A 16,970-nucleotide genomic window follows, 5' to 3' on the forward strand; every position below is an offset into this window, starting at 1 on the left:
GTCGAAGGAGGCCGTCGTGTCCGCCACCCGGAGCGTGCTCACCCCGGCTACCTCGGCCGGTCCAGCCGGCCTGCGCCCCCGCACCTGGACCGCGCTGATCGTGCTCGGGCTCGTCGGGCAGATGGCCTGGACCATCGAGAACATCTACCTGAACCTGTTCGTGTACGACACGATCACCGACGATCCCAACGCGATCGCCACGATGGTCGCCGCCAGCGCCGTGACCGCCACTGTCGCCACCCTGCTGCTCGGTGCCCTCTCCGACCGGACCGGGCGGCGCCGGTCGTTCATCGCGGGCGGCTACCTGCTGTGGGGCGTCTCCACCGCTGCCTTCGGCTTCTTGACAGTGGGTTTCGTGGAGGACATCGCGCCCGTCGCGAACGTCGTGCTGGTCACGGCGATCGCGGTCATCACCCTCGACTGCCTGATGTCCTTCCTCGGCTCGGGCGCAAACGACGCGGCGTTCCAGGCGTGGGTCACCGACGTGACCGAGCCGGCCAACCGTGGCCGGGTCGAGTCGGTGCTCGCCATCATGCCGCTGGTCTCGATGCTGGTGATCTTCGGCGGGTTCGACGGGCTGGCCCGCGCCGGGAACTGGCGGCTGTTCTTCGTGGTCATCGGCGCGATCATGGCCGTGGCCGGGGTGCTGGCCTGGTTCCTGGTCGAGGACAGCCCGTCACTCGTCCGGCACGAGGGCGGTTACCTGCGCGCCGTCGTCCACGGTTTGCGCCCGGCCGCCGTCCGGGCCAACCCGGGGCTCTACCTCGCCCTGGCGGCCTGGTCGATCTGGGGGATCTCCACGCAGGTGTTCCTGCCGTATCTGATCATCTACCTGCAGCGGTACCTGCGGATCGAGGGGTACGCGATAGTCCTGGCCGTCGTCCTCGTCACGGCGTCGGCGGTCAGCGTGGTCGGCGGGCGGCTCATCGACCGCGTCGGCAAGGTGCGCTTCCTCCTGCCGGCAGTAGTGGTGTACGGCGCCGGCCTGGCGCTGATGTTCTTCGCCCGCGGCATGGTTCCCGTGATCGCCGCCGGGGTCGTGATGATGTCGGGCTTCATGCTCGTCCTCGCCCCGATCGGCGCCATCGTGCGCGACTACTCGCCACCGGATCGGGCCGGCCATGTCCAGGGGCTGCGGATGGTCTTCGCCATCCTCGTGCCGATGCTCGTCGGTCCCTACCTCGGCGCCGCCGTGATCACCGGCGCCGGCGAGGTCTACGAGGATCTCGGCGTGGTGAAGCAGGTTCCGACGCCGGGCATCTTCCTCATGGCGCTCGCAGTGCTGGTCCTCATCGCGGTGCCGGCCGTGGCGCTGCGGCGGCGGGAGCGGGAGGCCCGGGCATGACGCTGCTGACCCCGTGGGGCTCCACGCTCGACCCGGAGCGTGTCCTGCCCGAATACCCCCGCCCGCAGTTCGCCCGGGACAGCTATCTCAACCTCAACGGCCGGTGGGAGTACGCGATCACCGGTTCGTCCACCGAGCCGGAACGCTACGACGGGGAAATCCTCGTGCCGTTCTCCCCGGAGTCCACGCTCTCCGGCGTCGGGCGGCAGCTCCAGCCGGGCGAGACGCTCTGGTACCGCCGACCGCTGACCCTCCCGGTGGGCTTCCACGCGGCCGGCTCGCGGCTGCTGCTGCACTTCGGCGCGGTCGACCAGACCTGCCAGGTCTACCTGAACGGGGTTGCGGTCGGCGACCACACCGGCGGGTATCTGCCGTTCACCTGCGACATCACCGACGCGCTCGGCGAGGACGCCAACGTCCTGGTCGTGGCGGTCCAGGACGACAGCGACACCGGCCACCACGCCCGGGGCAAGCAGCGGCTGCGCCGCGGCGGCATCTGGTACACCGCCCAGTCCGGGATCTGGCAGACGGTGTGGGCCGAGAGCGTGCCCGCCGTACACCTGCGGCACCTCACCCTGACCCCGCTCCTCGACGAGCGGTGCGTCGAGGTGACGGTGCACGCGACGGCGGATGCCGGCGACGCCGGCATCCGGATCCTGGCCGACGGGGTCGCGGTGGCCGAGGCCACCGCACCCGTCGGCGTGGCCGTTCGCATCCCGATCCCCGAGGTACGGCAGTGGAGCCCCGAGGATCCGTTCCTCTACGACGTGACCGCCGAGTTGGGCGCGGACCGGGTACGCAGCTACTTCGGCATGCGCTCGTTCGGTGTCGGACCGGACGGGGACGGCGTGCCCCGGCTGCTGCTCAACGGGCGGCCGTACTTCCACGCCGGCATCCTCGATCAGGGCTACTGGTCGGACGGCATGTACACGGCGCCCTCCGACGAGGCGATGATCGCCGACATCGCCACCATGAAGCGGCTCGGGTTCACCATGCTGCGCAAGCACATCAAGATCGAGCCGCTGCGCTGGTATCACCACTGCGACCGGCTGGGGATGCTGGTCTGGCAGGACATGGTCAACGGTGGCAGCAGTTACCACCCGCTGGTCGTCACCGCGCCGGCGGTGACGCCGCTGCGGCTGCCCGACCGGGGCCGGTGGCGGCGCTGGTTCGGCCGTGCCGACGCCGGTGGACGGGACCGGTTCCGGGCCGAGCTGCGCGACACCGTCGAGCACCTGCGCAACGTGGTGAGCCTCGCCGTGTGGGTGCCCTTCAACGAGGGCTGGGGGCAGTTCGACGCGGCCCGGATCGCCCGCGAGGTCGCCGAACTCGACAGCACCCGTACGGTCGACCACGCCAGCGGCTGGCACGACCAGGGCGGCGGCGACCTGCGCAGCCTGCACGTCTACTTCCGCCGCTTCCGGGTGCCGCGGCGACGCGGCGACCGCCGGGCGCTGGTGCTGTCCGAGTACGGCGGCTACAACCTGCGCGTCGACGGGCACGCCTTCAGCCGCAAGGATTTCGGTTACCGGCGGTACCGGAGCACCGAGGACCTGGCGGAGGCGTTCACGCGGCTGCACACCGAGCAGATCGTGCCCGCGATCCGGGCCGGTCTGAGCGCGACCGTCTACACCCAGCTGTCCGACGTGGAGGACGAGCTGAACGGTCTGCTCACGTACGACCGGCGCGTGGTCAAGCTTCCCGAGGACGTGGTCCGGCAGGTCAACGAGCGGCTGCGTCACCAGCGGTTCTGAGCTTCCTCCGCCCAGCCGACCAGGCCGTCCAGAGCCACCCGTTCGCCGTCGTCCGCCTGGGCCCAGCCGGAGAAGTGCCCGAAGCACTGGTGGGTCTCGCTGGCCACGACGCCGAGGTTGGTGCGGGAGACCTTCTCGTGGAACGGGTGGAACTCCACAGCGACGCGATCACCGCTGATCCGCCACGGCCGCAGCCAGTCGCGGCGGTCGTAGCTCCAGCGCAGTTCGGCGCCGAGCTTGTGCAGCCGGCCGCCGACGAACAGAGCGTTCTCGGTCGAGCCGGTGCCGTCGGTCCACTTACCGCCGAGCTGGATCGACACGTCCGATCCGCTGCCCGCCGCCCAGTTCCATGTGATCGCGTACGGCCACCTGCCCCGGCCGTGGTCGAGCACGGCGAACGAGTCCCGCTCGTCCACGACGTGCGTCGTACCGTCGACCCGTAGCGAGCCGTGCACCGGACGCCCGACGTCCTTGACCGTGTACTGGAACCGGCGTTTGCTCCACGGGACCACGACACCGAGCGACTCGTGGCCAGGCGGGAGCGGCACCACGAGGTCGATCTCGATGCCCGGTGCGGTGGCGCGGATCGTGCTGCCCTCGATGGTCTGGTCGATGTCGATCGACAGGCCGCCCCCGCGTGCGCACACGGTGCCCGCGCCGCTGACCGGCGGCAGCACGGCGCCACGGGCGAACGGGACCACGGCGTCCGTGCCGGTCTCGACCTTTGTGGCGCGGTCGAGCACGTAGACGCCGTGCACCCCGGCGTAGTCCAGCGACGACGCGACGAGGCCGACGATGTGGGTCGGCGTCACGATCCCCCAGTACTCCCAGCGCTTGGCTCTACCCCAGCCGCGTAGGTTCGCCCGGTGCAGCGGCCGGCGGGTCCAGCCGACCGCGGCGGGGTTGAGCCGCCCGTCCGGAAGGCACAGGTCGACCGGCTCGACGATCTCCTTCTCGTGCGTCATCGGGGGAGCGTAGCGACCGCCTCAGTAGTCGATGTTGATGGCGGCGACCTGGCGACTGCCGTTGAACACGATCGCCGGGCCGGCGAAGCGGGAGCTGGCGTACGTCAGCGCCGTCTTGTGGCCCGGACTGTTGAACCACGCCTCGATCATCTGCTCCGGCGAGGAGTTGCCCGACGACGCGAACAGCACCTCGTGCCCGCAGTGCTGCAACCCGCTCGCGTTCAGGTTCCGCCGTACGCAGGACTCCGCCTCCCGGTGTTGCGCCGCGCCCAGCTTGACCTCGGTCAGCCCGAGCGCGCGGCGCCGCTCGTTGAGCAGCACCAGCAGCCGCCGTTCCGCTGCTGACAAGCCGTTGGACGTGGCGGTGGACTTGACCGGCGACGGGGTCGGCTTTGGCGACTTGCTGGGCTTCGCCGCCCTGCTCGGGGTGGGGCTCGGGAGGGCGGCGGTCGGGGAGGGTGTGAGCGCGGGTGCGGTCGTCTCGGGCGCGGGCTGCACAGCAGTCGCGGCCGCGGGGTGCCGGTCGGGCCCGCTCGGGTAGTTGGCAAGGATCAGACCACCCCCGCCGAGCACGGCAACGGCCGCGGCGACGCCGACCAGGGTCCTGGACAACGAGAGCCCGGACCTCGCTCCGGCCGCCACGGCGTGCGTACCGGCCGGGGCGACGGGCGACACGGAGGCGACGGCGTGCAGCTTCTGCGTGACGTCCGAGGCGAGTGCGGCCGGGGGCGGCGTGAGCGCCAGGCCGGCGAGCAGTCGTTCGGCGGGCACCAGGTCGTTCGTCGCGTCCGGGCAGTGCGCGCAGTCCCGGAGATGCCGCGCGAACCGCTTGCGCCACAGCGGCGCCGGCTGACCGTTCCAGCCCGACGCGGTGTCGCGCAGGCCGGCGCAGCCGGGCCGCGCGGTGAGGGCTCGCACCACCAGCCGGGCGGTGTCCAGTTGCGCCTTCATCCGGGACACCCGCACGGTCACGTGATGTGGCTCCAGGCGCAGGGCGTCGACCAGGTCGGCGCGGGTGAGGTGACCGGCCTCGACCAGCCACCACAGGGACAGCAGATGGCGGTGGTCGTCGTCCAGCCAGCGCGTGGCCAGCACGACCTCGCGGCGCTGGTCGGCGAGGCGGAGCTGGGTCAGGGTCAGGTCCTCGAAGTCCGCGCGCGGGTCGATCACGTTGTCGATGTCCTCCGGCGGCGCCGGTGTGGTCGGCCGGCGCTGCGTGTGGGTGCGGATCTCGTTCATGGTGACGGCGACCAGCCACGACCGGAACAGCCGCGGCTCGCGGACGCCCGGCAGGCCGCGTACGACGCTCAGCATCGTGTTCTGCACCACGTCGTCGACGTCGGCCGACCGGTTCAGCGCCCGGCCCACGATGTTGTAGACCAGCGGCAGACAGTGCGAGACCACCTCGTCCGTCGCCGCCCGGTCGCCGCGGCGCGCCGCGTCCACCACCGCCGACATGTCGGCCCTGTTCGGGTACGCGGGATAGGACACGCTCACAACCTCGCCTTCACGGAATGATCTCGTACACCGTGGAGACTGTCCGGTACGCGGTCAGGTCACACAAAATGCTGAGGTGTCGGAGGGAAGCGTTACCTTCTCCGCCATGCCATTGATCACAGTCACCGACGAGGTGATCGGAGCTCCGGGCGGGCCCGCGTGGACCATTGAGGTCTTCGAGGAGACGCTGCCCCTCGCCGAGTTGATCCGCCGTCGGGTTTCCCTCGAGATCGCCGAGTCCGGCGCGGACGCCGATCCCGAGGAGCGGACGCGGACGACACTCGACGCGTTCGGCCGCAACGCCTTCGTGGTGCTCGTCGACGACCACCAGGTCACCGACCTGGACGAGAAGGTCCGCCTGCACGCGGGATCGCGCGTCACCTTCCTCAAGCTCGTCCCGCTGGTGGGTGGCTGAGTGGACACGTACGACCCCGAGTCGGCCCTGCGCGATGTGGTCGCCACCGTCAAGAGGTGGTGCGAGCGGAGCGGCCAGACCCTCAACGAGCCCACTCAGCGGGAATCCATCAGCCTGGTGGTGACCGTGTGCGGCTGGGCGCCGGCCGGGACGGTTCCGTCGCTGCTCGCGGCACTGAACGATCCGCACGGGCCGTACGATCTCGCTCCGCCGCTGGTCGAGCTGCTACCGGAGGCGACCCGGCAGGCGCAGACGGTCGCCGCCGCCGTGGCCGACCTGGCCGGTGACGACGCGGATCACGACCGCCGTGTCACCGCTGCGTCGACACTGATCGACCGCCTGCCGTCGCTGCCGTACGCGCACGAGGACCCGCGGGACCGGGCCCGGGGCGAAGCGTGGCGCCGCACGAAGGAACTCCTGGCCGCACAACCGGCGCCGGTACGGCAGGTGGTGTTCGACGCGTTGGCCGTGCCGGGCTCGGGCAAGGACGGGTGGGCCACGCTGATCCGTGCCGCGTGTTCCGGCGGCGGCCTCGACGGCTCGGCCTGGCTCGGCCGGCTGAGCACTCAGGCCTGGCTGGGATTCAACTACTGGAGCTCCCATCTCACGCGGTTCACCTGGGAGTCCCTCCAGGCGGAGGCCTCGGCCGGGCGGGTGAACCCGGCGGCGCTGGCGACCTGGCGGCGGACCGGGATCGAGCGCTCGCTGAGCTACATCAGCGACGAGGCCGACCGGATTTGGCCGATCCCCAACGTCGGTGAGCAGTGGGCCGACCGCGCCGTCGCGGACATCGAGGCGATGCCGGCGGACCGTAGGTCGGCCTGGGAGGCGCTGCTGGCGCACTGGCCGGTCGAGGCGGACAAGGCGAAGCCGACGGCCGCCTGGCGCAAGCAGGCCCGGTCGCTGCTCGACGCGGTGGGCGTCGACGAGTTCACCGCCCGGCTCGACGACTGGCTCCCGCTCGTCGGGCAGTCCCGCAGCCTGCCACTGCGCATGACCACGTGCTGCGCCGGCCACATCAAGGACATGCCACCACGGATGATCGACCGCTACAACGTCAGGCTGCTGTGGGGCCTGCTCTGGATGCGGACGATGTGCCCGCCGTCCGAAGAGACCCTGCGCAGCTTCGGCCAGATCGCGGAACGGGCCGCCCGCAAGATCTCCGGCCACGGCCCGGCGAGCCCGAAGCTGGCGAACGCCGCGGTCGCGGCGCTCGTCGACACCGATCACCCGGCCGCGCTCGCCCAGCTGGCGCGGTTGTCCTCGCGGCTGACCTACAAGAGCACCCTGCGCCTGGTGGAGAAGGGGTTGACTCGGCACGCCGAGGCGCTCGGTGTCAGCCGGGAGGACGTCGAGGAGATGGCCCTGCCCGGCTTCGGGCTGCCGCTCGCGGACAAGCTGGGCGACTGTTCGTACGAGCTGGAGGTGCGCGGTGTCGACGCCGTAGTGATGTGGCGCAACGCGGACGGCAAGGTGGTCAGGACACCTCCGGCGCAGGTGCGCAGGGAGCACGGCGAGGAGGTGAAGGAGCTGAAGGCGACTGTCGCCGACGTCGCCGCGACGCTCGTCGCCACCCGCGACCGGCTGGAAGGGCTGCTGCGGCGCGACCGTTCGTGGACCGTCGAGCAGTGGCGCGAACGGCTCCTGGACCATCCGCTGGCCCGTACGCTGGCCCGGCGGCTCGTCTGGACGGTCGACGGCGTCGCCTGCTGCTGGGCCGGTGAGGCGTTGCGCACAGTGGACGACACCGTGTTCGAGCCGGCCGACGACGCGACGGTCCGGTTGTGGCATCCGGTGCTCGACCCCGACGCGGTGGGGCCGTGGCGGGAGTTCCTGACCCGGCACGCGATCACCCAGCCGTTCAAGCAGGCGCACCGGGAGCAGTATCTGCTCACCGACGCGGAGCGAGCCACTGGCGTGTACTCCAACCGGTTCGCCGCGCACATCGTGCGTCAGCACCGGCTCAACGCGCTGCTGTCCCGGCGCGGCTGGTCGTACGTCCAGCACCGCAACGACGGGGCGTCCTACAACCTGCCCTGGCTGGCCCTCCCGGACTGGGGGCTGCGCGTCGAACTGGGTGTCGCCGGGATCGAGGACCGGGACGACGACCTCGTGTTCGACACGATGGGAACCGACCAGCTGTTCTTCATCCGGGGCGAGCGCCTGCCGGTTCCGCTGGCGCAGGTTCCGCCGGTCGTGCTGAGCGAGGTGATGCGCGACGTCGACCTGTTCGTGGCCGCGGCCGGGGTGGGCGCCGACCCGAACTGGTACGACGGTGGGCCGGAGGGCCGGTATCGCGACTACTGGGCGCAGAACAGCTTCGGCGAGCTGAACCCTACCGGCCGGACGCGCCGGGACGTGCTGGCGGGGCTGATCCCCCGGCTGGCGATCGCCGGTCGCTGCACGCTCACCGACAGGTTCCTGGAGGTACGCGGCGACCTGCACACGTACCGCATCCACTGCGGCTCGGGCAACATCCTGATCGCGCCGGACGAGCGGTACCTGTGCGTCATCCCGGACTCGGCGAAGGCGAAGGAGCCGGAGATGTTCCTGCCGTTCGAGGGTGACAGCCGGCTCGGCGAGATCATCAGCAAGGCGTTGCTGCTGGCCGCCGACAAGAAGATCAAGGATCCGGTGATCCTGCGCCAGCTGTGAGGCGGCCGGCGGGCGCCGGGCCCGGAGTCAGCTCGGCGCCCGCTTCGGCAGCAGCAGTTCCTCGTGGTCGAGTTCGCGTTCCAGCACGCGCAGTCCCTCGTCCGGCAGCCGGCCGGAGTCGCGCCACCGCAGCAACTCCTCGCGCTGTGCCTCCAGCGCGGTCCGGTGGACCCGCAGCGCCGTCTCGTACTCGGGTGAGGTGGGCAGCTCCGACGATCCGCTCTGCTGGAGCAGGTCGAGCCGCCCTCGGTAGCGGGCCAGCCGGGTCAGCAACTGGGCGCGTGTGGTGTCGACCGCCACCCGCGTGTCCGGTTCCTCGGCGGCGACGGTGTCGAGGCGGGCCAGGGCGGCCTCGACGGCGGCGGAGCGGGCCTCGTTGCGTACCCGGGCCTGGTCTGCCTCGTCGGCGCGCAGGCCGAGCATCCGCACGAGCGGCGCGAACGTCAGGCCCTGCCCGACCAGCGTCACCAGGACCACCACGAAGGTGCAGAACAGCAGCAGGTCGCGGTCGGGGAACGGGCCTCCGCTGTTGGTGGTGAGCGGCAGCGTGAAGATGGCGGCCAGACTGATCACGCCCCGGGTGCCGGACCAGCTCAGCGCCACCACCTCGCGTGCGGTCAGTCCGCGGGCGTTGCGGTCGGCTCGCCCGGTTCGCCGCGCCGCGCCGGGTGGGTCGGTGTCGTCCTGTTCGGCGACGCCGCCCAGCCGGGTGTGCAGCGACCGGGGGAGCCACTGGGTGAGGATCAGCCAGGCCGGGCGCAGGAGCAGGACCACGCCGACGGACACGGCGACGGCGACGGCGATGGTGGACGTCTCGTACTGGCGCAGGCCCCGCACGACGGCGGGGAGTTGCTGGCCGATGAGCAGGAAGACGAAGCCTTCGAGCAGGAAGTCGACGAGCCGCCACACGGCGTTGGTCTGGAGGCGGGCCGCCCCGGACCCGAACTGCGGCGTCTGGTGGCCGACGATCAGGCCGGCGACCACCACTGCGAGTACGCCGGAGACGTGCAGCGCCTCGCCGAGCAGGTACGCCACGAACGGTGTCGCGAGCGAGATGGCGTTGGACAGCAGCGGGTCCGCGGTGAGCGGCCGGACCAGCCGTTTGGCCCGGGCGACGACGACACCTACGGCGATTCCGCCGGCCGCCGCGAGCACGAACTGCCCGACCGCTGCGTGGAACGAGAACTCGCCGCCCACGGCGGCGGCCACCGCGACGCTGAGCATGGTCAGCGCGGTGGCGTCGTTCAGCAGCCCTTCGCCCTGGATGATCGTGACCATCTTCGGCGGCAGGTTGACCCGGCGGCCCACGGCCAGGGCGGCGACCGGGTCGGGCGGGGCGACGGCGGCGCCGACCGCGATGCCGGCGGCCAGGGTCGCGCCGGCGACGAACAGGTGGAACCCGACGCCGACGAGCAGTCCGGTGAGGAGCACCAGCAGCACCGAGAGGCTGACCACGATCCGCAGGTTGCGCCGGATGTCCAGCAGGGACGAGTCGAGCGCGGCGCTGTAGAGCAGCGGCGGCAGCACGACCATGAGCACGAGGTCGGGATCGAGGCCGATGTTGGGGCCGGGGAGCAGCGCGTACGCGATGCCGATGAGCGGCAGGAGCGCGGCGGCGGGCAGGCCGGTGCGGGAGGCCACCCACCGTACGGCGATGACGACCGCGACGGCGGCGAGCACGAACAGCAGTGTCGAATGGGTGCTCACCCCGGTCGACACTACCGGGATCGAGATCATCGCGCGATGGGAAGGGGCCGTCAACCGAGGGTTGACGCACCCGCATCGTCAACCTATGGTTGACGCATGGAGGAGACTGAACCGCACAAGATGACCCACCCGGTACGCCTCGACGACCTCATCGACGGCATCAAGAAGGCACACACCGACGCGCTCGACCAACTGGCCGACGCCGTCCTCGTCGCCGACCACCTGGGCGACGTCGCCGATCACCTGATCGGGCACTTCGTCGACCAGGCGCGCCGCTCCGGCGCGTCGTGGACGGAGATCGGCCGCAGTATGGGCGTGAGCAAGCAGGCCGCCCAGAAGCGTTCCGCGGCCAAGGCGGAGACCGCCGCCGCGCTCGACCCGAACTCCGGGTTCGGCCGGTTCACCCCGCGCGCCCGCAACGTCGTGCTGGCCTCGCAGGAGGAGGCACGGGCGGCCGGCAACGCCGAGATCACCCCGGGACACGTCGCGCTCGGGCTGCTCGCCGAGCCGGAAGGGCTGGCCGCCGCCGCGATCGTGGCGCAGGGCGTACCCCTGGAGCGGCTGCGGGAGGTCGTCACCGCGACGCTGCCGGCGAAGGCCGGCCAGGTCCCGGACCTGATCCCCTACGACGCGCGGGCCAAAAAGGTCCTGGAGCTGACGTTCCGGGAGGCGCTGCGGATGGGACACAACTACATCGGTACGGAGCACATCCTGCTCGCCCTGCTGGAGGAGGAGGGCGGCGACGGTGTGCTGACCGGACTCGGGCTGCGCAAGGACGCGCTGGAGTCGGCGTTCGAGGCGGCGCTGGCCGAGATCACCCGAAAAGGGGCCTGACACCGGGCCGGGCACGCGCCACGGGGGCGCGTGCCCGGCCCGCGTGTGTCAGTCGGCGGTGGGGAACCCGTAGCGGGCCGCGTGCTCCGGGTCGGCCGGGTCGACCTGGCGGATGCCGGCGTCGGCGAGGCGCTTGTTCACCTCGTCCAGGCGTTCCCGGACCAGCCGGGCCTCCTCCTCGGTGACGCGGCCGCGGTGCGGGCGCCCGGCGTGCTCGATGGTGCCGTAGTCGATCTTCTCGGTGGCGCGGCGTGCCTTGGGCGGCTTGACCCGCTCGGCGGTACGCAGCAGTTGCGCCATCGGCACGTCGGTGGCCATCGCGTCGAACTCGCTGGCGGTCAGCACCACCCGGCGCGGCTCACCGTGGCCGTGCCGGTCGTGGATCTCCACCACCGCGACGTCCAGTGCCGCGTCGTCGATGCTCTCCACGTCGACCGGGGTGGCGTCCAGTTGCACGGGCCCGGCGACCAGGTCCGGGTGCTCCAGTACGACGACCTTGACCACCTCGTCGTCGGCGCTCAGCACCTGGCCGGTGAAGTCGGAGACGTGGATCGTCTTCTTGCCCATGCGCGGAGCTTCTCCTGTCGTAGGCCGGAAATCGGACCACAAGACGCTACCGCACAGGTGTGCGAAGACCGGTACGCCCGCCCGGCCGGTGTGTCGCCGCCCGCGTTCCTAGAGGCTGCCTTTCGGGGCGACCCACTCGGTGGGCTGGTGGGTGAGCGCGGCGATCCGGTCGTAGTCGGCGTCGTAGTGCAGCACCGTGGCACCGTGCAGCTCGGCGGTCGCCGCGATGATCAGATCAGGCAGCCGAAAGTTGCGGTGCTGGCTCTCGGCGGCCAGTAGGCGGTGCACCGCCATGGCGCGGTCCATCGCCTCGGCGGTGACATCCAGCCAGCGGTGTCCCCGGAGCGCCTGCCACAGGATCTCGTATCCCTTCGGTGTGGGGGCGTTGTTCAGATATTCCAGCGAGGTCATCTGGCACGCGGCGAGGCGCCCTTCTGCCAGCAGCGTCTCGAAGCGCTTCCGGACGGCCTGGTGCCGAGCCTGAAGCACGTACACCGACGTGTCCGCCAGGTAGACCTGGCCGGCCATCAGGCCGCGGCCTCGCCGTCGCGGGCGTCCTCGGCGAGCCGGCTCAAGTCGCGCCCACCGCCGTAACGCCAGCCCTCGTCCGACTCGGCGAAGTCCATCTCGACCTGATCGAACGCGGCGACGATCTCCTTCGCCTGCCGCCGGACGGCGAAGGCGTGCAACGCGGCGTTGATGGTGGCGACCTTGGTGTCGGTGCCCAGCACCTCGCGGGCGGACTCCAGCCACTCATCGTTGACGTCCACCGTGATGCGGGTCATGCGTTCGACCGTACACCAGGAAGTGCTGGATCTGCGCACCAAGCTGCGCTTGAAATTGGTGCGTCAGGCGGCCGCCGACCCGCGCCAGGCGGCGGCGCCCGATGGTTGCGCGTTCAGCTCGGCCCAGGAGAGCCCCCGGTTGCGGGCTTCGCGGTACGCCCGCTGCGCCGGGAAGCGTCCGGCGTCGCCGGCGGCCCGCCAGCTCCGCTCCGGGTCCTGCTGGAATCGGTCATTCGGTTCGTGAGGCATGACCACTACCGTCCCAGAAAAACTTGTCCATGTATGGAAATGAATATGACGCAGGGTCGATGCCTCGGGTTCCCGTGAAGCGTCAAATTCCTGCGGCCCTCCGCCGGACCACACATCGTCATCCGTCGCTGGCGTGCCGCCCCACTACCCATCCGCCGCGGGTCTCAACCCCGGTGGGATCAGTTGATTACGCGAGCACGGGCGGTCCGGCCCGGCGTACCATGATCACGTGCTCGACCGGCGGGTCTTCCTCCATCTGGCGACCTGGCTGGGACAGTGGCCGGCGGGCCCGGGACTGCACGTGGTGCGGTCCCACCGCCGCGCCCGTCCGGCCTGGGACGGCCGCCTGCGCCCGGCCCTCGCGGTGACCGCCCACGGCAGCACCGTCCTCTCGGTCGCCGTCGATCGGGTGGAGGCGGTCCGGGCGCTGGTCCGGGGACGGCCGCCCGGCGAGTGGCTGCCCGCCCTCCCGGCGGCGGTCGGCACGCCCGACTTCATCTCGCACACGTCCGTCTTCCGCTGGTGCGCCGACCCGGCGCCGCTGCCCGAGGTGGGGGAGTGGGTGCCGCCCACGCTGCCCGGGCTGCCGCCGTGGCTGCGGCTGTTCGACCGGGAGGTGCTCGTGGTCCGGGGCGCCGACGGCGCGTACCGGGCCGGGGTGGGGATCAAGCGGCACGACTCGTACGGGCACGAGCTGGCGGTGGGCACGGTGCCAGCCGCGCGCGGGCGCGGCCTGGCCCGGCGGCTGGTCGCGCAGGCGGCGCGCCGGGTGCTGGACGAGGGAGCGATTCCCACCTACCTGCACGACCCGGGCAACGCGGCGTCCGGCCGGGTGGCCGAGGCGGCCGGCTTCCCGGATCGCGGCTTCACCGCGTTCGGCGTGTTCCCCCGCTGAGCCGGCCCGGCTCGGCGCGGACCGTGGATCCCGGGCCGGATCCACGGTCCGCAGCTCTCCCCCAGGCCCCGACACCGGTAACGCTATGTGTATTACCGACCGTGAACAAGGGGTGTGTTGCTGTCCGGTTGCGGACTCTCACCTGCGAAATCGCTGGCAGATGCGCGGGCGAGGTCAGTGACGCAGCGTGTGGATGAGGGCGAGCGCCTGCCGGGTGGCCGGCCGCAGCACGCGCAGCCGGGACAGGCCCACCAGCCGGTCCACGAGCGGCACCACGCCGTCGATGAGCTGGCGGGTCTTGACCTGCCCGTCCGAGCGGTCGTGCACCCAGTAGAGCACCACACCCATGTAGCCGAGCCAGAGCAGTTCGGGCAGGGCCTCGCGCAGCTCGTCGTCGAGCTTGACGGTGGACCCGGTGAGGGCCTCGCGGAACAGTGCTATCGACATGTCCCGCGGCTCCGACGACTCGGCGGAGAACGGGCTGAGCGGCGAGGTCGGCTCGGCCGCCGTCTTGAAGAAGGCGCCCGCGAACGCGTGGTACGGGCTCAGCACGTCGATGCCCGCGTGCAGCACCCCGGCCAGTCGCGCGGCGAACTCCCGCTCCCGGGCGAGCACCGGGCCGGCCGCCTCCCGGTGATCGCGCTGGGTGCCCGCGTAGAACTCCTGGACCAGGTGCTCCTTGGAGCCGAAGTAGTAGTAGGCGTTACCCACCGCCACGCCGGCCTCCTGGGCGACCGCCCGCATGGTGGTGCGCGCGTACCCGCGCTCGCGGAACAGCCGCATCGCGGTGTCCAGGATCAACTGGCGGGTCTGCTCACCCCGGGCCGTCGACCCCTGCCCACCCGCAGCGGTCGTCGGCGCACTCTGCTCGGTCATCGTCGTCACCGTATCCCGGTTCCCGGATCCGTTCGCGGACCGCGGAGGCCGCCGCCACCACCCGCCGGGCCAGCGGCAGCAGGTGCGGGCGGGCCAGCCGCTCGGCCGTACCCCGATGCTCGGCCAGCGCCCAGAGGCAGGCGAACCAGGCGCCGTCGCCGCTGTAGACCGCGCCCGTGTCGGCCACCACTGTCAGGTCCCGCAACGTCGCGTCGTGGTCGAGGCCGGGGAAGCGCCGCCGGGCCTCGGCGGACCCGGCCGGCACGAACTCCAGGGGTACGAGCTGGGGCCGCGAGGCGAGCCACCGCCGGGCGCCCCGGCACATCGGGCAGCCCGCGTCGAACAGGACGGTGAACCCGCGGATCCCACCGGCCCCGTGCCCGGTGGGATCCGACGGGCGCCCGCCCGGGGCGGACGTCACCGGGCCGGCGGGTTCGGGCCGCCTGCCGGTACGGGCCCACCCTGCGGCGGGAGGATACGGACCGGCGGCAGCGGCGGGTGGGTGGCCTGCTGCCGCAGGCGGCCGCGCCGGTAGCGGCCGAGCGCGAAGACGTTGAAGAAGTGCAGCGCGCCCAGTACCAGCAGGACCAGGCCCACCTTCATGGAGAGCTGCTCCAGCGCCTGGCTGGTGTCGCCGACCGGGCCGGTCTCCTTCATCGCCACCGTGACGTAGCCGAGGTTGAGCAGGTAGAAGCCGACCACGAGCAGGCTGTTGACCGCCTCGGCCAGCCGGCTGTCGGCGAACACGTCCTGCAGGAACACCAGCCCGTTGCGGGACAGTGCCCGGGCCACCCAGATGGTCAGACCGATGCTGACCGCGAGGTAGGCCAGGTACATCCAGACCTTCACGTCCATCCCCGTCGCCTCTCTTGAACGTGTTCAAATCAAGGACGCCCTGAGCGTACGACAGATTTTGAACGTGTTCAAGAGTGATGCGGTCAGCCGGTCAGGCCCAGCGTCTGCGCGGCGGCGCGGCCGTTGGCGTGGCTGGCGCCATGGGTGGCGACGAACGCGCGCGCGCCAGCCGGCCGCCACGCGCCCGGCCAGCCCATCTCGACCACTGTCACCTGATGCGTGGCGGCCAGCGCCTCGACCAGCTCCCGCGCGCCGGGCAGCCGGTGCAGGTGCCGCCCGACCAGCACGACCGGCCGGTCCCCGGCGAGCCGCCGCAGCTTCTCCGGGTCGGTCTCGCCCGCCACCGCGCGGGCCTGCTCGATCCCGGCGGCCAGGTGCGGGCCGAGCCCCCACGGCACCCGCCCCTCGGCGACGGTGGAGGTGGCGTGCACCTGCACCACCAGGGGTGCGGCGGCGCGGGTGAGGTCGCCCTCGACCCGTACCGCCCGCAGCGCGGCGGCGTAGCCGAGGCCGTCGGTGGCGGGCGGCGGGGCGTCGGCGGGGCCGGTGGCGGCGAGCGCGGCGGTCCGGCCGGCCGCCTCCTCGACCCGCTCGCGCGCCAGCCGCCCGTCGCCGATCGCCGCGACGATCTCGGCGGCGACCGACTCGACCAGCTCGGCGTCGACCCGGGCGCCGATGCAGAGCAGGTCCGCGCCGGCCGCCAGCGCCCGGACCGCGCCCGTGCCGACCCCGCCGGCGGCGAGCACCGCGCCCTTCATCTCCAGCGCGTCGGTGACTACCGCGCCGGTGAAGCCGTACTCGACGCGCAGCAGGTCGTGCAGGACCGCGCGGCTGAACGTGGCCGGGCCGTCGCCGGTCAGCGCCGGCACCCGGATGTGCGCGGTCATCACCGCGCGGACGCCCGCGTCGACCACCGCGGCGAACGGCGGCAGGTCCCGTTCCCGCAGGACGGCCGGCGGCACGTCGACTGTGGGCAGCTCGTGGTGGGAGTCGGCGACTGTGGCGCCGTGCCCGGGGAAGTGCTTGGCGCAGGCGGCCACGCCCGTCGACTGGAGGCCGGCGACGGCGGCGGCCGAGTGGACCGCCACCCGCTTCGGGTCGGCGCCGAACGAGCGGGTGCCGATGACCGGGTTCTCGTCGGCGGTGTTCACGTCGACGGTGGGCGCCAGGTCGAGCGTGACGCCGAGCGCGGCCAGCTCGGCGCCGATCGCCGCGTACACCTCGCGGGTCAGCGCAGGGTCGTCGACGGTGCCGAGCGCGGCGTTGCCCGGGTACGGGCTGCCGGTGGCGTGGGCCAGCCGGGTGACGTCGCCGCCCTCCTCGTCGATCGCGACGATCACGTCGGGGCGGCCGGCGCGCAGCGCCGCCGTGGACGCCGCGACCTGGGCCGGGTCGTGGATGTTGGTGCCGAACAGGGTGTGCCCGGCGAGCCCGTCGGCGAGCAGGTCGACCGCCCAGTCCGGCGGGACCGGACCCGGGTACGCGGCCAGCAGCGTGCCCAGCGCGAGCCGCCGGAGTCCTGGATCCTGACCCACGAGTATCCCCTTTCCCTGCCGGGTCGTCCGACCTTC

General features: G+C 72.1%; 17 protein-coding genes. 6 read left to right on the plus strand and 11 right to left on the minus strand.

Features of this window, described 5'->3' with window-relative positions; genetic code table 11:
• The first annotated feature begins 16 nt into the window (after positions 1-16).
• Positions 17-1,345 carry an MFS transporter gene (locus J3R08_RS05735; protein ID WP_166455586.1) on the plus strand — a complete coding sequence of 443 codons (1,329 nt, stop codon included), beginning with the start codon at positions 17-19 and terminating at the stop codon, positions 1,343-1,345.
• On the plus strand, positions 1,342-3,099 hold the full coding sequence (locus J3R08_RS05740; protein WP_209960281.1) for a glycoside hydrolase family 2 protein: 1,758 nt from the start codon (positions 1,342-1,344) through the stop codon (positions 3,097-3,099). Before J3R08_RS05735 ends, J3R08_RS05740 begins: the two co-directional genes overlap by 4 nt.
• On the opposite strand, the gene J3R08_RS05745 is transcribed toward J3R08_RS05740, so the two are convergent.
• Positions 3,084-4,064, minus strand: a complete 981-nt coding sequence (locus J3R08_RS05745) for a DUF2804 domain-containing protein (RefSeq protein WP_209960283.1) — start codon at positions 4,062-4,064, stop codon at positions 3,084-3,086. The genes J3R08_RS05740 and J3R08_RS05745 overlap by 16 nt on opposite strands.
• Positions 4,065-4,085: 21 nt before the next feature.
• Positions 4,086-5,555 (minus strand): sigma-70 family RNA polymerase sigma factor, encoded by a 1,470-nt coding sequence (locus J3R08_RS05750; protein ID WP_280841860.1) that lies wholly within the window; start codon positions 5,553-5,555, stop codon positions 4,086-4,088.
• Positions 5,556-5,667: 112 nt separating this feature from the next.
• Between J3R08_RS05750 and J3R08_RS05755 the strand changes: the two genes are divergently transcribed.
• Both J3R08_RS05755 and J3R08_RS05760 read left to right on the plus strand, forming a co-directional pair.
• Positions 5,668-5,976: a hypothetical protein gene (locus J3R08_RS05755; protein WP_209960287.1), complete on the plus strand. Its 309-nt coding sequence runs from the start codon at positions 5,668-5,670 to the stop codon at positions 5,974-5,976.
• Entirely contained in the window at positions 5,977-8,631 is a 2,655-nt protein-coding gene (locus tag J3R08_RS05760) for a DUF4132 domain-containing protein (protein ID WP_280841859.1), read from the plus strand. It begins immediately after the preceding gene.
• Positions 8,632-8,658: 27 nt separating this feature from the next.
• On the opposite strand, the gene J3R08_RS05765 is transcribed toward J3R08_RS05760, so the two are convergent.
• Positions 8,659-10,368 (minus strand): Na+/H+ antiporter, encoded by a 1,710-nt coding sequence (locus tag J3R08_RS05765; RefSeq protein WP_209960289.1) that lies wholly within the window; start codon positions 10,366-10,368, stop codon positions 8,659-8,661.
• Positions 10,369-10,434: 66 nt separating this feature from the next.
• On the opposite strand from J3R08_RS05765, the gene J3R08_RS05770 reads away from it, so the two are divergent.
• Positions 10,435-11,172: a Clp protease N-terminal domain-containing protein gene (locus J3R08_RS05770; RefSeq protein WP_043326103.1), complete on the plus strand. Its 738-nt coding sequence runs from the start codon at positions 10,435-10,437 to the stop codon at positions 11,170-11,172.
• Positions 11,173-11,220: 48 nt separating this feature from the next.
• Here J3R08_RS05770 and J3R08_RS05775 read toward each other — a convergent pair whose 3' ends face one another.
• The 4 genes from J3R08_RS05775 to J3R08_RS05790 form a co-directional block, all read right to left on the minus strand.
• On the minus strand, positions 11,221-11,739 hold the full coding sequence (locus tag J3R08_RS05775) for a hypothetical protein (protein ID WP_043326101.1): 519 nt from the start codon (positions 11,737-11,739) through the stop codon (positions 11,221-11,223).
• A gap of 108 nt (positions 11,740-11,847) precedes the next feature.
• Positions 11,848-12,267 (minus strand): PIN domain nuclease, encoded by a 420-nt coding sequence (locus J3R08_RS05780; protein ID WP_043326099.1) that lies wholly within the window; start codon positions 12,265-12,267, stop codon positions 11,848-11,850.
• Positions 12,267-12,524, minus strand: a complete 258-nt coding sequence (locus tag J3R08_RS05785) for a type II toxin-antitoxin system VapB family antitoxin (RefSeq protein ID WP_043326097.1) — start codon at positions 12,522-12,524, stop codon at positions 12,267-12,269. Before J3R08_RS05785 ends, J3R08_RS05780 begins: the two co-directional genes overlap by 1 nt.
• Positions 12,525-12,587: 63 nt before the next feature.
• Positions 12,588-12,773 (minus strand): DNA repair protein, encoded by a 186-nt coding sequence (locus J3R08_RS05790; RefSeq protein WP_209960291.1) that lies wholly within the window; start codon positions 12,771-12,773, stop codon positions 12,588-12,590.
• A 229-nt stretch (positions 12,774-13,002) separates the two neighbouring features.
• Between J3R08_RS05790 and J3R08_RS05795 the strand changes: the two genes are divergently transcribed.
• A complete protein-coding gene (locus J3R08_RS05795) occupies positions 13,003-13,668 on the plus strand; it encodes a GNAT family N-acetyltransferase (RefSeq protein ID WP_113971868.1) in 666 nt (221 codons plus the stop codon).
• Between the two features lie 174 nt (positions 13,669-13,842).
• Here the strand turns inward: J3R08_RS05795 and J3R08_RS05800 are convergent, their stop codons facing one another.
• From J3R08_RS05800 to J3R08_RS05815, 4 genes are all read right to left on the minus strand, one after another.
• Positions 13,843-14,544, minus strand: coding sequence for a TetR family transcriptional regulator (locus J3R08_RS05800; protein ID WP_043326093.1), 702 nt, complete (start codon positions 14,542-14,544; stop codon positions 13,843-13,845).
• Positions 14,483-14,965, minus strand: coding sequence for a thiol-disulfide oxidoreductase DCC family protein (locus tag J3R08_RS05805; RefSeq protein ID WP_043326091.1), 483 nt, complete (start codon positions 14,963-14,965; stop codon positions 14,483-14,485). Before J3R08_RS05805 ends, J3R08_RS05800 begins: the two co-directional genes overlap by 62 nt.
• Positions 14,962-15,399: a hypothetical protein gene (locus J3R08_RS05810; protein ID WP_209960293.1), complete on the minus strand. Its 438-nt coding sequence runs from the start codon at positions 15,397-15,399 to the stop codon at positions 14,962-14,964. The genes J3R08_RS05805 and J3R08_RS05810 overlap by 4 nt, the downstream gene beginning before the upstream one ends.
• Positions 15,400-15,482: 83 nt before the next feature.
• Positions 15,483-16,934 carry a glycoside hydrolase family 3 protein gene (locus tag J3R08_RS05815; RefSeq protein ID WP_209960296.1) on the minus strand — a complete coding sequence of 484 codons (1,452 nt, stop codon included), beginning with the start codon at positions 16,932-16,934 and terminating at the stop codon, positions 15,483-15,485.
• Between the last annotated feature and the right edge of the window lie 36 nt (positions 16,935-16,970).

The sequence above is a fragment of the Micromonospora sp. HB375 genome (genome assembly GCF_017872985.1).
In the GTDB taxonomy this organism is placed as follows: domain Bacteria; phylum Actinomycetota; class Actinomycetes; order Mycobacteriales; family Micromonosporaceae; genus Micromonospora; species Micromonospora chalcea.